Annotated in this window: 16 protein-coding genes, 1 tRNA gene and 1 pseudogene; 8 read left to right on the top strand and 10 right to left on the bottom strand. The window is 61.4% G+C overall.

Annotated elements, in window-relative coordinates; all coding sequences use genetic code 11:
• Positions 1 to 16 precede the first annotated feature (16 nt).
• Entirely contained in the window at positions 17 to 547 is a 531-nt protein-coding gene (locus HX823_RS11940; protein WP_177074970.1) for a GNAT family N-acetyltransferase, read from the top strand.
• The gene (locus tag HX823_RS11935) at positions 548 to 802 is read left to right on the top strand and encodes a hypothetical protein (RefSeq protein WP_177074969.1); all 255 of its coding nucleotides are present in this window, start codon (positions 548 to 550) and stop codon (positions 800 to 802) included.
• A gap of 38 nt (positions 803 to 840) precedes the next feature.
• Here HX823_RS11935 and HX823_RS11930 read toward each other — a convergent pair whose 3' ends face one another.
• The 3 genes from HX823_RS11930 to HX823_RS11920 form a co-directional block, all read right to left on the bottom strand.
• Positions 841 to 1038, bottom strand: coding sequence for a hypothetical protein (locus HX823_RS11930; RefSeq protein ID WP_038844587.1), 198 nt, complete (start codon positions 1036 to 1038; stop codon positions 841 to 843).
• A gap of 208 nt (positions 1039 to 1246) precedes the next feature.
• Positions 1247 to 1320 (bottom strand) — tRNA-Cys (locus HX823_RS11925).
• Positions 1321 to 1532: 212 nt separating this feature from the next.
• The gene (locus HX823_RS11920; RefSeq protein ID WP_177074968.1) at positions 1533 to 3818 is read right to left on the bottom strand and encodes an acylase; all 2286 of its coding nucleotides are present in this window, start codon (positions 3816 to 3818) and stop codon (positions 1533 to 1535) included.
• Positions 3819 to 4056: 238 nt separating this feature from the next.
• Here HX823_RS11920 and HX823_RS11915 point away from each other — a divergent pair, with 238 nt between their 5' ends.
• The gene (locus tag HX823_RS11915; protein ID WP_033903021.1) at positions 4057 to 4437 is read left to right on the top strand and encodes a fe2+ zn2+ uptake regulation protein; all 381 of its coding nucleotides are present in this window, start codon (positions 4057 to 4059) and stop codon (positions 4435 to 4437) included.
• 6 nt (positions 4438 to 4443) lie between these two features.
• Here HX823_RS11915 and HX823_RS11910 read toward each other — a convergent pair whose 3' ends face one another.
• The 6 genes from HX823_RS11910 to HX823_RS11885 all read right to left on the bottom strand — a co-directional run bounded on the left by HX823_RS11910 (position 4444) and on the right by HX823_RS11885 (position 9143).
• Positions 4444 to 4632 carry a hypothetical protein gene (locus tag HX823_RS11910; RefSeq protein ID WP_010210250.1) on the bottom strand — a complete coding sequence of 63 codons (189 nt, stop codon included), beginning with the start codon at positions 4630 to 4632 and terminating at the stop codon, positions 4444 to 4446.
• 111 nt (positions 4633 to 4743) lie between these two features.
• Positions 4744 to 5490 (bottom strand): ABC transporter permease, encoded by a 747-nt coding sequence (locus HX823_RS11905; RefSeq protein WP_371317959.1) that lies wholly within the window; start codon positions 5488 to 5490, stop codon positions 4744 to 4746.
• An 11-nt stretch (positions 5491 to 5501) separates the two neighbouring features.
• On the bottom strand, positions 5502 to 6701 hold the full coding sequence (locus HX823_RS11900) for an ABC transporter substrate-binding protein (RefSeq protein WP_177074967.1): 1200 nt from the start codon (positions 6699 to 6701) through the stop codon (positions 5502 to 5504).
• On the bottom strand, positions 6688 to 7491 hold the full coding sequence (locus tag HX823_RS11895) for an ABC transporter ATP-binding protein (protein ID WP_177074966.1): 804 nt from the start codon (positions 7489 to 7491) through the stop codon (positions 6688 to 6690). Before HX823_RS11895 ends, HX823_RS11900 begins: the two co-directional genes overlap by 14 nt.
• Positions 7488 to 8549, bottom strand: coding sequence for an acyl-CoA dehydrogenase family protein (locus HX823_RS11890; protein ID WP_038844595.1), 1062 nt, complete (start codon positions 8547 to 8549; stop codon positions 7488 to 7490). Before HX823_RS11890 ends, HX823_RS11895 begins: the two co-directional genes overlap by 4 nt.
• Before the next feature lie 33 nt (positions 8550 to 8582).
• Positions 8583 to 9143, bottom strand: coding sequence for a carboxymuconolactone decarboxylase family protein (locus tag HX823_RS11885; RefSeq protein ID WP_177074965.1), 561 nt, complete (start codon positions 9141 to 9143; stop codon positions 8583 to 8585).
• A gap of 102 nt (positions 9144 to 9245) precedes the next feature.
• Between HX823_RS11885 and HX823_RS11880 the strand changes: the two genes are divergently transcribed.
• A complete protein-coding gene (locus tag HX823_RS11880; protein WP_177074964.1) occupies positions 9246 to 10151 on the top strand; it encodes an AraC family transcriptional regulator in 906 nt (301 codons plus the stop codon).
• On the opposite strand, the gene HX823_RS11875 is transcribed toward HX823_RS11880, so the two are convergent.
• A complete protein-coding gene (locus HX823_RS11875; RefSeq protein WP_033903029.1) occupies positions 10148 to 11059 on the bottom strand; it encodes a LysR family transcriptional regulator in 912 nt (303 codons plus the stop codon). The genes HX823_RS11880 and HX823_RS11875 overlap by 4 nt on opposite strands.
• 118 nt (positions 11060 to 11177) lie before the next feature.
• On the opposite strand from HX823_RS11875, the gene HX823_RS11870 reads away from it, so the two are divergent.
• The 4 genes and pseudogenes from HX823_RS11870 (at position 11178) to HX823_RS11860 (ending at position 14840) form a co-directional block, all read left to right on the top strand.
• Positions 11178 to 12173 carry an aldo/keto reductase gene (locus HX823_RS11870; RefSeq protein WP_177074963.1) on the top strand — a complete coding sequence of 332 codons (996 nt, stop codon included), beginning with the start codon at positions 11178 to 11180 and terminating at the stop codon, positions 12171 to 12173.
• Positions 12174 to 12305: 132 nt separating this feature from the next.
• Positions 12306 to 13439 (top strand): annotated as a pseudogene (locus HX823_RS32300) (cache domain-containing protein); the annotation flags it as partial.
• Positions 13440 to 13454: 15 nt separating this feature from the next.
• Positions 13455 to 14300 (top strand): methyl-accepting chemotaxis protein, encoded by an 846-nt coding sequence (locus HX823_RS32295; RefSeq protein WP_371317958.1) that lies wholly within the window; start codon positions 13455 to 13457, stop codon positions 14298 to 14300.
• Between the two features lie 81 nt (positions 14301 to 14381).
• Positions 14382 to 14840 (top strand): SRPBCC family protein, encoded by a 459-nt coding sequence (locus HX823_RS11860; RefSeq protein WP_177074961.1) that lies wholly within the window; start codon positions 14382 to 14384, stop codon positions 14838 to 14840.
• Positions 14841 to 14903 lie beyond the last annotated feature (63 nt).

Raw genomic sequence — 14903 nt, 5'->3', positions numbered from 1 at the left:
TAGACACGAGGGAACCATGCTCCGTATTCATCAAGCGACCCCAGCCGACCTTGAAGCCCTGCGCGAAGTCGGCTGTACCACCTATCGAGAACACTTTGCGCAGATCTGGTCGCCCGGCGGATTGCAGGCGTTCCTGGATCGGGACTTTTCCCACGACGCCTTGCGCCAATCACTCGAAACATCCGACAACCCTCTATGGCTACTCGCGTCAGCTGACGACGCGCAAGTCGTCGGCCTGGCAAAGGTCAACTGGTCGGCGCCGGCGCCCATAACAGGTGAAGTTGGCGCAGAACTGCGCAAGATCTACTTTCTCAAATCCGCCGCCGGGCGCGGGTATGGCAAGCGATTTATGCAGTTCATTTGCGACCAGGCTGTAGAGCGTGGTGAGCGCTCGCTGTGGCTGACGGTGCTCAAGTCCAATCACGATGCACGAAGGTTTTACGAGGCGTTTGGGTTCAAGCACATTGGAGAAATCCCGTTCAAGACGGACCTGGCTGAAATTGGAATGGATGTGATGGGGCTTGAACTCAAGCGGCGAGGAGCCTAAATGGATGAGTTGATAAAAGGCCTCGACGGGCCCAGGACGGCGCAGCAGGAATTGTTCTACGACCTGGAAGATGCGGCGGCGGTGATTGGGTGGTCGGTGGTGGAGCTGACTACGTTGGCGGCCAGCGGCAGGACGCCGGATGAGGCGGTGGCATTGATGAAGATTTGCGCGTTGCTGGCGGCGCAGCAGGAGAAGTTACGGGCGTATGCAGGTGAGGTCAAAGACCAGAGGATCGTCAGGTCTCAGGTCCTATAAGCCCGACGCAGCGGTCGGGCTCATGGAATTACAAATGTTCAGTTGTCGGGATGCTCGCTCGCCACTGAATCAGCAGCGTCTACATCCGACATGTCCTCTTCAAGAGGCGCGTCATCGTCCGGCGGCAACGGAACACTCTCCTCATCGCGCTTCGGATCGTGCCCTGTCTCATTGTCGGTGCCGCGGGTTACATCCTGCTGAGAAATATTCCCAGGGGCATTTTCATTGATTTCCATGCTGGCTCTCCGTTCTTACGCTCGGGATATCGGCGCTTAAACATGGGATCAGGCAGTGGTCAGCGAGTGCGATGTACTTGACGAACGGCAGAAAGCCTAGCGCAATGGCAAGGCGTTTCAGAGTCAACTCCTAACGCACCAGACTTCCAAAACTTTTTCGAAGCCAATAAAAAACCCCGTAGACGTTAATCTACGGGGTTTCTAAGAGTGGAGGCCGAGGTCGGAATCGAACCGGCGTAGGCGGATTTGCAATCCGCTGCATAACCATTTTGCTACTCGGCCTCAAACGATCAATGTCCTGACTGCTGACACTCACCGCGTAAAAACTTGAGTGGGCTATAAAACCCTGCCTCTACTCTAACTCATTGAATACATTGAAGTTTTTAATGCTTCATTGCGTTCGATGGGCGCCATTATGTACGTATTTGCCAAAGCGTGCAACCCCTTGATTTCAAAAATATTTCGTATTGGCATCAAGGGGTTGCGGGGCTGCCCTACTCCTTGATGTGGAGCTGTTGGTACTGCGGGTCGGCCTTGATTTGCGCTTCGGTGAAGGGCAGCGGGCTGAGTTTTTTCTGGGCGAAGGCTTGGGTCTGGTCCTTGGCGTGTCTGGACGCTGGGTTGCTGGACTCGGAGAACGCGAGTACGCCTTGGGCATGGGGCCCCTGGTCGTCGAAGGTGACGATTTGCAGGTAGCTGGTGCCGCTCACGACTTCGCGCTTGCCGTCAGCGCGGGGCACGGTTTGCATGGCGTTGTAGATTCCCAGCTCTTGCGGGCCGCCGTGGATCGGGGTTTGGCCGGAGACTTGGAGGTCACCCCAGGTGCTGTTGGCGGTGAGGCCGAGTTTGGCGACGTCGGCGGTGGACGCCAGCATGGCGTCGCGCAGGGCTTTGGCGACGTCCGCGCGTTCGATGGCCAGGCCGCGTGGCGTGGTGAGCGGCTGGGCCGGGTCGAAGGCGACGCGCCAGGCGTCAGGGATTTGCTGCAGGTGTTGCACCAGGTTGATGAAATGCACCAGGCCGATGCCGCTGTCGAGGTTGGCGCGCTGGTCCCAGTTTTTCAAGTCGGTGCACAGGGGCTGCAGCGCAGTGGCGTCGGCGCCGAGGTGTTTGGCGCAGAATGCGAGCAGGTCGGGCATGACTTGGCCCGCCAGGTACACCTCGTTGTCCATCACCATGTTTTGCAGGTCGGTGACACCGATCGGTTTATCCAGGGATTGCAGGCGTTGCAAGGCGAAACGCGCGCGCGGGCCGAGGCCGATATGGTCCTGGCTGATCACTGGGGAGAAGCCGGTGAGCGGCGCCTTGGGGTTGGCCAGCCAGGCCGAGTCGTTGGAGTGCTGCACGTAGTCGGTGCGTTGCAGTTGCGGCAGTTGCTCGGCCGGAAAAATGCCGGACTGGGCTGCGCGCGGGTCAATGTCCCAGGCGCAGGCGCTGTGGGCGCCGTCGAGCATGATCATCTGCAGGCCGGCGCGGGGGTCGCTGCATTGCGCGAGTTTGGCCGCGCTGACGTTGGGCACCACCGACTGGTTCATGTACAGGCTCTGGCCTTGGTCATCGGCGGCCAGGGTGTTGACCCACGGGATACCTTGCAGGGTGTGCACCGAGGTTTTCAGTTGATCGAGGCTGCCCGCGCGGTTCATCGCGTACCACTGTTGCAGCACACGGTCGTTGCCCAGGTTGGCGTCACGCAGGCTGAAGGCGTAGCGGTTGTCCCAGTCGAGCTTGCCCGGCCATTGCACCACCGGGCCGAATTGCGAGCTATAGACGGTGTGCGACTGGCCCTTGAGGCTGCCATCGGCTTGTTTGACTTGCACCGTCACCGTGGTTTTATCCAGGGCGACGGATTTGCCATCGAGCAGGTAGCGCGTGGAATCCTTCGGGTCGAGGGTCAGGCGGTACAGGGTGAAGTGCTTGGACGTGTCCACGGTGTGGGTCCACGCCACATGCTGGTTGAAACCGATGTTGATCACTGGCAGGCCCGGCAGCGCCGCGCCCATCACATCCAACTGACCAGGGATGGTCAGGTGCATCTCATAAAAACGCATGCCGCCCACCCACGGGAAGTGCGGGTTGGCCAGCAGCATGCCGCGTCCGTTGAAGGAGCGGTCACGGCCGACCGCCACGGCGTTACTGCCGCGATCGAAGGCGAAGCGCTGCTGATTGGCGGCGGCCAGTTCAAAAGCTTTCGAGTCGGTCGGTACACTGGCCGTGGCTTGGGGCGGCGTCGCACCCACCAAGGCTTCAGCGAATTGGCCGACACCGCCTTCGACCAATAACCTACGAGTCAACTTGACCAAGTCTTCAGCCACCAATGGCCGCACCCACGCCGCCTGGCACTGCGCCGGAGCGCCCTGCTCTTTCAGGTAACGGTTGTAGCCGGCCACATAACCTTGGATACGTTGCTGGATCTGCGGGCTTTGCGCCTTCCAGAACGCGGCGACCGACTCCGGCGTATTCAGCCACGTGAAAAACACATCACTGGCCAGGTTGTTGCGTTCTTCCAGGGTCGCCTGCTCGGGGCCGAAGAACTTGGCGCGCTCGCCATTCACTGTGACCACTTCATTGGCCAGCAGGCACAGGTTGTCCTGGGCGTAGGCGTAGCCGATGCCAAAGCCCAGGCCACGCTCATCGTTGGCGCGGATGTGCGGTACGCCGTAACTGGTGCGCCGGATATCCGCCGACGCTTGCGTCACCGGTTCCCGCGCCGAGGCGGCCAGGCTCAACCCCAGCAACACACCCGCCACACCTACCCTGGACAACCCATTGGAAATAATCACGCAAACTCCACCGTCAGATTTAACCGCCTCACAAGGGGTAATAACCCCACCGTAAGAACGCAAACCACCAGGAATAATTTAACGCGACGGCACGTTTATTTAAGGCGGCGCGGATGTGACAAAACCGATACCGACAAAATTTCTACATCCGGCACTTCATGATTTTGCTCGCTCGTTCGTCTTATTAACCAAGAGCGCTCATTTTTTTCCTGATCAGGCTCTGATAAGGAGTTTTTGCATGTACAACCCGCAAGTGCCCACGGATGGACATTCACCGGCTGCCGAGGCCAGTTTCGGCAACGGCGCACAAGCGTTCGGCAAAACGCCCGAACAGCAAGGCAACCAGCGTATCCGCCACCTGCTCAAGTGTTTTGGCTTGCGCACCAGCCTGATCCGGCTGAAGGTCATCGACGCCCTGCTCACTGCCGCCGACAACCAGCGCACCCTCGGGGTACGCGGTGTGCACAGCCATCTGCTGGAGCTGGGCATTCCGTTGTCGTTTCTCAGCGTGCGCGAGGTGCTCAAGCGCCTGTGCAGCGAGGGCGTGATCACCCTCAATGCAGATAAAAGCTACAGCCTCCATGAAGAGGCTGCCAAGGTGCTCGAAGGTCGCGCCTGATCGGCCTTAGAGCTTGACCTTGCGGCGCATGATGCCGTTGATCACCACCACGACCACTGCGACGGCAATGGCGATGGTCTGGAACGTCTTCTCACTGATAACCCCGGTGTTCTGCAAGTAGGACAGGCCAAACATCGTCGCCAGTACGGCCAGGGCAATCAGAATCGAATATTTCAAACGTTGCTTTTGTGTCATGACGGGTTCCCGAACCTGAAAAATAAAGCGTCGAACCTGCCCTGCGCGCAAGGGCGAACAGGTCCGACAGGCGCTCATGTTACAGGCGATGAAAAACTTTGGCTCGACCAATCAGCCGGCGTGCACCCAACGCTGGTGCAGCCAGCGCGCCAAGGCATCCAGCGCAAAGCCCAGCAACCCGATCAGCAACACCATCGCCATCAGCTCCGAATAGGCCAGCCGATCACGGGTGTCGAGAATGTAATAGCCCAGCCCGGCACTGACCCCGAGCATTTCGCACGGCACCAGCACGATCCACAAAATGCCGATGGCCAAACGCACGCCGGTCAGCACATGCCCGACTACGCCGGGAATGATCACCCGGCGCAAGGTCTCCCAGCGCGTCGCACTCAGGCTGCTGCTCAACTGCAACCAGCGCGGGTCCAACTGGCGCACGCCGGCAGCGGTGTTGAGCATGATCGGCCACACGGCGGCAAATGCCAGCAGGAAATAGATTGGCTGGTCGCCTACCCCCATCAGCATCACCACAATGGGCATCCACGACAGCGGCGAGATCATGCGCAGGAACTGAAAGGCCGGCGTGGTCGCCGCTTCCAGCGTGCGCGAACGGCCCACCAGCAACCCCAACGGAACGCCGACCAACAAGGCCAGGAACAACCCGACAAAGATGCGCTTCAGGCTCACCGCAATATGCAGATACAGCTCACCGCGCCCCAGCAACTCCCACAAGCTACTGAAGGTGGCGGCCAGGGAAAAACGCGCAGACAACCCATCCGTCGCGCCAAACACCTTCACCCCCAGCCACCAGAGCAACAGCAACCCCGCCAAGCCACTCAACCCAAGCAACCAGCCCGGGATTTCACGGTTGTTCAAACGCCGATCTCCTCATGCCGCGCATAGCCGTCCGGCAAGCCAAAGGTCTTCATGCCGCCCACGGCCTCGATGGCGTTGCGCACGAAGCGGTCATCCACCAAGTCTTTGGCGACGAACGCCGGGTCGAGGTCAGCGAGGAATTTCTTGTCACCCTCGATCAAGGTGTCTTTCAGGCGACGCACCAGTTCCTCGGTGTAGCTGGGGAATGGATACGGCTGGAAGTCGATGCGGTGCTCATCCCAATTCCCGTGCTGGATCGCACCGTCTGCCAGGTAGGCGGCTCGGTCGGCGGCGGCCGGTGCCAGCACCTTGCTCAATACCGGCTCGGCATGCGGGGTGTAGCGATTCGGGCCGTCCTTGGACAGCAATTTCACTGCCTCTTCGCGGTTGTCGCGGGTCCAGACTTGCGCCTTGACGATGGCGTTCACCACCTTCTGCGACCACTCCGGGCGGTTGGCCAGGTCGTGTTCGTGCATGAACACCACGCAGCACGCGTGGTTGCGCCACACGTCGCCGGTAAAGCGCTGCACGCGGCCGACCTTGAGGTTTTCCGCCAGGGCATTGAACGGCTCGGCGACGATATAACCGTCGATGCGCTGGCTGGCCAGGGCCGGTGGCATGTCCGAAGGCGGCAACACGATCAGGTTGACCTCATCGGCCGCAATCGCACTGCCCGCCGCCCGTGCCACCGGCGTGAGGCCGTTGTCGCGGAACAGTTGCTGCACCACCACGTTATGAATCGAGTACCAGAACGGAATCGCCACTGATTTGCCGCCCAGTTGCTTCACATCGGTGATGCCCGGCGCCACGGTCAGGCCGGAGCCGCCCACATGGTTCCACGCCACCACCTTGGCCGGCACCTTACTGCCATAACGTGCCCACACGGTCATCGGCGATAGCAGGTGAATCACATTGACCTGCCCTGAGATAAACGCTTCGATCACCTGCGCCCAACTGCGCAGCAGCACCGGGCGTTCGGCCTTGATGCCTTCGGCTTCGAACAGGCCATTGTTGTGCGCCACCAGCAGTGGCGTGGCGTCGGTGATCGGCAGGTAGCCGATGCGTACCGGCGCATCCGGCTCGCTGGCGGCGCGGGCTTGCAAACTGCTCAGCAGCGGCAAGGCACCGGCGGCGCTGAGTACGGCGGAAAGTTTGAGAAAGTCGCGGCGCGAATGGGTCAGGTCATCCAGGCACATGGGCAGGCTCCAGCAGATCAAGGGGGTTGGATTGAGGGCGGCTCGCCTGCCGTAGGGTTTTAAGGATCTCGATACGCAGCGCGCCGATGGCTTCCACCTGTTCTTCGCGGGGTTGCGGCAGGTCGATCAGCCATTCGCCCAACGTCCGCGCCGGGCGATTCCCCAGTAGCAGGATGCGGTCGGACAGCAGCAGCGCTTCGTCAATGTCATGGGTGATCAGCACCGCCGCCGAACCTTGCTCGCGGTTGACCTTGAGCAACAGGTGCTGCATGTCGGCGCGGGTCACTTCGTCCAGGGCGCCGAAGGGTTCATCCAGCAGCAGCACCTGGGGCTGGCGCGCCAGGCAGCGGGCCAACGCGGTGCGCTGGGCCATGCCGCCGGACAACTGCGCCGGGAAGTGCTGCCGCGCATGCTCCAGGCCGACGGCGGCGATGGCATGGTCGACGCGCTGGCGGCGCTCGTCAGCGCTCAGATGGGGTTGCCGGGCGAAATCCAGGCCGAAGGCAACGTTCTTTTCCAGGCTCAGCCAGGGCAACAGGCTCGGGTCCTGGAAGGCTACCGCCACGCGTGGATGAGGACCGTTCAAGGGCTCGCCCAGCACGCGCACACTGCCGCCCTGCGGTGCCTGCAAACCGGCGAGGACGCGCAACAGGCTGGACTTTCCCACGCCGCTGGGGCCAAGGATCGACACCACTTCACCGGGTTGCAAGTGCAGGTCGAAGTGCTGCAACACCAGCCCGCTGGTATAGCCCAGGCAAATCCCCTGGGCACTCAATACGGCCGCTGTCATAGGTTGGCCTGACGCTGCAGTTCGGTACGCAATTGCACCAGGCTTGGTGTCACGATCGGCACAAACGCCGATTCACGCCAACGCCGTGCAAAACCACTGCCGTGGGCGGTGAGATAAGCCTTGCCGCCGCTGGCCTGCAACTCCAGCTGCACGGCGCTGGCGGCGGTCTCCGCCAGGGCGATGCGCAGCTTGAACAACGGCACCGGTTCGGCGGCAAAACGCCCTGCCAACAGGCCACTTTTCAAGTCGTTGACCAAATGATCCAGGGTCACGCGCAGGGTTTCCAACTCTTCGCGCAGCACCGTGCGGGTCGCGCCCAGGTGGTTGGCGACTTCCGCCAGGGAACGACGCGCCAACCCGATGGACATCCCGCACTGCAAGCCCAGGAACGCCGGGCGCACCGCCGGCAGGAATGTGCGCGCGTCTTCGTGCAGCAGCCAGTCGCGACTCAGCTCCACGCGTTCCAGATCCAGGGCCGCCGTATTGCTTGACTGCAAGCCGAGCAATTCCAGGTCGCGAGAACGCTGCAAACCCGCCACCGAGTCCGGAATCGCCAGGATAAACGGCGCACCACCGCCCGCCTGCTCAATGGCCGCCGCCGCCACGAAACCGTTCCTGCGCAGGTTGGTCACCCAGTGCAGGCGGCCGTTGAGGGTCCAGCCGTCGTTGGACGGTTCGGCGCTGATCTGCAGCGCCTCGATGCCCGACAAGAACTTCATCGCGTTGGACAGCCCCGTCGCCCCCGCCAGCTTGCCGCCAAGCAAATCGGGCAGCAGCTGTTCACGCAGCCGCGCATTGGGACTCTGCAGCAGATACTCGATAAACGAGCGCTGGCCCCAGCACACGAAGGCCGCCGCCAGGGAATGGCTGGCAACGTTGGCGATGGCCTCTACGGCGCCCGCCACATCACCGCCCAGGCCGCCCAGGTGAGTCGGCACGCCGATGCGTAATACGTTGGCCTCTGCCAGCCGTGGCAGCACTTCCTGTGGATCGCAACTGCCCACGTCCAAGGCTTGCGCCTGGATGTCGAGCCAACGGCTCAAGATGGGGTCAAGCATTCCTGTTTCTCCTTTACAGCAGGTGGGCCAACTTCAACTTGCGGGCTTTTCCCAACGGTATTGCGCCAGCTCCGGGTTCAGTGGAGTACGAGCAAACACGTTAGCGAAGTTGCACAAGGTTGCCAGGCTGACGCCCAGAATCACCTCCAGGGCCTGGCCTTCGGTGTAACCGGCGGCGCGGAATGCGTCATAGCCCGCATCGCTCACATCACCCCGGGTGGCGATCACTTCACGGGTGAAGGCCGCCAGGGTTTCATAACGGGCATCGGGCAGCTCGCCACGCTGACGCAGGGCTTCGATGACGCTTTCCGGCAGCTTGGCTTTGTTACGCGCGACGGCGGTGTGGCCGGCCACGCAGAAATCGCAACCGTGAGTGGTGGCGGCAATCAGTTGCACCACTTCGCGGTCGGCCAGGCCCAGTTCAGATTTGGCGTTCAAAGCGGAAACCTTGATGTAGGTTTCCAACGCGGCGGGCGCATTGGCCAGCACCGCGAGCAGATTGGGAATGAAACCCGAGCCTTTCAGCGCGTTTTCCAGCAAAGGCTTGGCCGCTTCCGGCGCGGTTTCAGGGGTGAGCAGGGGTAGACGGGACATGGAGGAGTCTCCTGATGAGTTCGTGTATCCAGTCTGTTGGTTATAAAAAATCGCCTCAATAGTCTAAAGTAGCGATTACTTGCTCTTGAGTCTTTCCATTAGATGAATTCGTCCAGTGCACTTGTCGATTGGTTATTAGACAGCCTCGAACTCGACACCAGCCTGTTCCATGTGGGTCGTTATTGCGGCGACTGGCATGCGAGCACCCATGGCATGGCGAGCGCGAGTTTCCACCTGATCGTGCAGGGCCAGTGCTGGCTGCATATCGACGGTGACGCCACGGCCCATCGGCTGGACAACGGCGATGCGGTGTTCCTGCTGCGCGACCTGGAATATCGCCTCTCTGGCGAGCCCACGGCGGTGGGTGCGCAGGAATGCCCGCGCGTGCCCATGGTGCCCCTGGACAGCGCCGCCCACGATGGCGTCGGCCTGGTGTGTGGGTTCTTTCACTTCCAGTCCGGTCTGTCGGCGATGATCGTCGACACCCTGCCCGCGTGGATCATCCTGCGGGCGGGCGATCCCTCGCTGACGGCCGCGCGCAACCTGTTCGAACTGATCCTGCAAGAATGCCAACGCTTGCCTGCGCCCTCTTCGGCCTTGCTTGAACGGCTTTGCCACCTGCTGTTTCTGTATGTACTGCGCCAACAGGTGCTGGACAACAGCGAACTGGGCGGCCTGGCGGCACTGGGTCGGCAGCCGGCGTTTGCCGGTTTGCTGGAACAGTTGATCGCGCACCCGGCCGATGCCTGGACCCTGGAAAGCATGGCCGCCTGCACCGGGTTGTCGCGTTCGGCGTTTTTCAAACGGTTCAATGAACTGTGTGGACAGTCACCGGGCCAGGTGCTGCTGATGATGCGCATGCGCCATGCCTGCCAGTTGTTCAAGCAGGACCAGACGGTGGCGGATGTTGCGCTGGCCGTGGGTTATCAGTCGGTGGCGGCGTTTACCCGGGCGTTTCACAAGGTGACGGGGCAACAACCTGGGGCCTATCGCAAGGCACAGGCTTAGCGGCGCAAACCGGTGCCGGGAGCGGCGCAGAGTTCGACCAGCCAGTCCACAAACACGCGTACGCGCTGGGACAGTTGGCGGTGCGGAGGATACAGCGCCGTCAAGGCCATGGACGGCACGCCAAACCGGGGCAGCACTTCCACCAGCGTGCCTTGGGCCAGTCGCTGCCTGGCGTGATAGTACGGCGCCTGGATCAACCCATAGCCCGCTTCGCAAGCGCAGAAGTAGCCGTCGGCGCTGTTGACCGCGACCACCTTTGGCAGGTTGAGCGTACGCAACTGGGAGGCGAGTAGAAACTCCAAGCCAAACCGTTTGCCGCTGGCGGCCGAGACGTATTCGACCATCTGATGGTGGGCCAAGTCGTCGAGCGTTTCGGGTACCCCCATACGCTCAAGGTAAGCGGGGCTGGCCAGGGTGATTTGATCCATCATCGCCAGCGGCCGCGCCACCAGCGAATCATCCAGCGCGAGGCCACCGCGCAGCACACAATCGACGCCTTCACGGATCAGGTCAACCGGCCGGTCATTCAAGCCGATTTCCAATTCAATCTGTGGATACAGTGCGGTGAACGTGGGCAGTGCGGGTATCACCAGAAAACGGCCGATGCCCGACGGCATATCAATGCTCAACGTGCCGCGTGGGTTCTGCCGACTCGCGGAAAACACCGCTTCAGTTTCCTCAAGGTCCGACAGCAATTGCACGCAGCGCTGGTAATACGCAGCACCATCCAATGTAGGGCTGACCTGCCGTGTAGTACGTTGCAACAGTTGCACGCCAAGGTGCGCCTCCAACTGCTTGATCAGTACGGTCACCGAGGCGCGGGGCAGTTGCAGACTGTCGGCGGCCTTGGCAAAGCCTCGCAGTTCGACGATCCGGGTGAACACGCGCATCGCATTGAAACGGTCCAAACGCCGGTTCCTTGAGCTGATTATTTAGAAATACCGAATAGTGTTAGTGCTTTTAGCCGGTTTATCCCGATTTTGTCGAGCGTGACAATGCAGGCCTTCCCAACCAGGAGCTCTCCCCATGCACACTCGTCCACTCGGTAACAACGGCCCACTCGTCTCCGCCATCGGCCTCGGCTGCATGGGCATGAGCGATTTCTACACGCCCGGCAGCGACACCCGGGAAGCCACTGCGACCCTGCACCGCGCGCTGGAACTCGGTATCAACTTTCTGGATACCGCCGACATCTACGGCCCGCACAGCAATGAAGCACTGATCGGCAAAGCCATTGCCGGCAAACGCGACCAGGTGTTCCTGGCCAGCAAGTTCGGCATCGTGCGCGACCCGGCCAACCCGGCGCTGCGTGGCGTCAACGGGCGCCCCGACTACATCCGCAAGGCGATTGACGGCACGCTGCACCGCCTTGGCGTGGAAACCCTGGACCTGTATTACCAGCATCGTATCGACCCGCAGGTTGCCATCGAAGAAACCGTCGGCGCCATGGCCGAGTTGGTGCAACAGGGCAAGGTGCGTTACCTGGGCCTGAGCGAAGCGTCCGCCGCCACCCTGGAGCGTGCCCACAAGGTGCATCCGATCAGCGCCTTGCAAAGCGAATATTCGCTGTGGAGCCGTGATCAAGAACACAACGGCTGCCTTGCCGCCTGCCAGCGCCTAGGCATTGCCTTTGTACCTTATAGCCCGCTGGGGCGAGGGTTCCTGACCGGCGCCCTGCAAAGCCCGGATGATTTCAGTGCCGATGACTACCGCCGGTTCAGCCCGCGCTTCCAGGGGGAGAACTTCGGCAAAAACCTGGAACTGGTCAAGCAAGTGCAAGCACTGGCCGCCGACAAAGGCGTGAGCGCCGGGCAACTCGCACTGGCCTGGGTGTTGGCGCAAGGTAGCTTCATCATTCCGATTCCTGGCACCAAGCAGCGCAAGTACTTGGAAGAGAATGTGGCCGCCCTCGCGATCCACCTCAACCCGGCGGAATTAGCGGCGCTGGAAGCGATCTTCCCCGTCGAAGCAACCGCCGGCCTGCGTTACCCGGAAGCGGTCATGGCCATGCTGGATATCTAAGCGAAGGAGCGCCCTCAACGGGCGCTTTTTTTCTTGTACGATCGTACCTAAAGCTCCTCCTCGCCAAGCCGATATCCCGACGAAGCTCTAACAAAGCCACGTCGGTCATAAACGCTTCGTAAGGACGACCCCATGCCCCCACTGCGCTCCATCCAAGCCCGCTATACCCTGTTCCTGGTGCTGTTCGTCCTGGTGTTATTTGTGTTGACCGTAGTGGGTATCGGCCAGTTGGTCGCGCCCACGTTGCGTCACACCGAAGAACAGGTGGTGCTCAACCGCATCGCCGAGGTGGCAGAACAGATCCAGGGCGAGCTGAACAAGGTTCAGTCCCAGCAACGCAGCATCACCCAGACCGTCCCGTTGCTCGACAGCGATGCCATCGACAAGGTCCTGCCTGGCCTGGTCGACCAGTATGGCGAGCTGAAAGTCTTCGGTGGCGGGATCTGGCCGCTGCCCAACCAGCGCACACCGGGGCGCAACAAGCACAGCACGTTCTGGCACCGCGATGCCTCGGGCAAACTGGCCGTCAACACCTTCTGGAACAGCGACCCCGCCCCCAACTATTACGACCAGAGCTGGTACAAAGGCGGCCTGGCCTCCCCGCGTGGCCAGTGCGCCTGGGCGGCCGCTTATAAGGACGACGCCAGCCAGGAGCCACGCACCAACTGCGCCATGGCAATCCAGCGCGACGGCGTGCCGTACGGCGTCGCCACCATCGACGTGACCCTGGGTTTCTTCAATGACCTGGTGGCCAGCAAAGAAAAAGACATCGGTGGCCAAATGCTGATCGTCGAGGGCGATGGCAAGATCATCAGCAACAGTTCGCGGATCAGCGGCCCGGTGGTGTTGAAAAACATCAGCGAACTCACCGGTACCTCGGCGTTTGCCGCCCAGGTCAGCAAGGCCCTGGTTAATCGAGACCAAGCGCTGCAACGCAGCGAATTCGACAACCAGGGCGTGGCCAGCACCTTCTATATGCGCCCGATCGCAGGCACACCGTGGTTCCTCGCCACCGCCCTGCCCACCTCGCTGATCACCGCGCAACGCGATGACGTACTCGGCACCCTGGCCCTGCTGCAAATCCCCATGGTGTTGCTGCTGGTGCTACTCGCGGTGTATGCGATCCGCCAACTGGTGCAGCGCATGAAGTCGCTGAAAACCAATATCGACGCGCTGTCTGCCGGCGATGCCGACCTGACGCGACGCATCACCATCCGTGCCGAAGACGAGCTGGGCGCGATTGGTCATTCGGTGAACCGTTTTATTGTCTACCTGCAGAACATGATCGGTGAAGTGACCCAGGCCACTGGCGCCATGTCGTCGAGCCTGGAGCAACTGCAGCGGACCTCGGCGCACACCAACCAGATCCTGGTGCGGCATGCCTCCGAGACCGATCAGACGGTCACCGCCATCACCGAAATGAGCTCCACCGCCGACACCGTGGCGCAAAACGCCGCCGAAACCGCCGCATTCACCCAGCGCGCCAATGAGCATGCCGACCGCTCCCGCGTGGTGGTGGGTGAGGCATCCACCAGCGTCAGCGCTTTGATCGGCGAAGTGTCCAGCGCCACCCACAGTGTGGAAAACATGCGCCAGGACGCCGCACGCATCACCGAAACCCTTGGCGTAATCGGTGCGATTGCCGGCCAGACCAACCTGCTCGCGCTCAACGCGGCAATTGAAGCCGCACGTGCCGGCGAGCAAGGCCGGGGCTTTGCGGTGGTGGCCGATGAAGTGCGGGCGCTGGCGGCACGCACACAGGCCAGCACCTCGCAGATCAACGACATGCTCACGCGTTTGACCGCTGGCGTCAGTTCCTCGGTGGCCGCCATGGAAAACACCCAGGCCAGTTGCCAGTCGGCGGCGGATGCCACGGCACGGGTAAACACCGGCCTGGATGAAATGGCCGGTTCGGTCAGCCATATCAACAACCTCAGCACCCAGATCGCCACAGCGGCCGAGCAGCAGAGCGCGGTGACCGAGGAGATCAACCGCAGCATGGTGCAGATCCGACAAATGGTCGAAGAGCTGGTACAGAGCGGCGATGCCACTGAAACCAATACCCAAAGCCTGCTGGAGGCGAATGGCCGGGTGATCGCGTTGATGGGTCGATTCAAGGTGCAGTGATAAACGGCTGAAACACTCCCGTGCAATGTGCGGGAGTGGGACTATTCTGACAGTTCCTAGTCGCAACACAGGAGGTGTGCCATGCGAGCTGCCGAGCAGTCGGTCCGTTTGGAGCGGATCAGTCAGGAACGCTTTATCCGAGCCCCTATCGAAGCCGTCTACGACTATGTGACCCAACCGGATCGCTGGTACGAATGGCATCCCACGTCCCTCAGTGCCGATACCGGCACAACCGGTTCACTGCCCGCAGGCGCCCGGTTTACCGAGTTCATTGACTTGCTGGGCGTACGCGTCCCGATGAGTTACCGCGTGCAGATCGCCCGTCGCCCCGGCGAGTTCAAGACGGTGTTTACGTCCCTGGCCGTGGATGGCTCCATTCACTACTTCCTGCTGCCCCATCAAGACGGCACGCTGTTCAAGCGGGTATTGACCTACGAGACCGAGCTGCAACTGGCGACCTTGCATGAGCGCATGATCGAGTTGTCGACCATTGCCCTGGACCAGCTCAAGCATCGCTTGGAAAACCCACCCTTCGTATAATTTGGAAACATTCCCAACCGGTAGGAGCTGGCTTGCCTGCGATGACGGCGTCATGATCGCCGC

The organism is Pseudomonas sp. P7759, from assembly GCF_013386445.1.
Classification (GTDB): domain Bacteria; phylum Pseudomonadota; class Gammaproteobacteria; order Pseudomonadales; family Pseudomonadaceae; genus Aquipseudomonas; species Aquipseudomonas azotoformans_A.
Note: the sequence above shows the minus strand (reverse complement) of the source record. Positions and strands in the feature narration are given on the sequence as shown.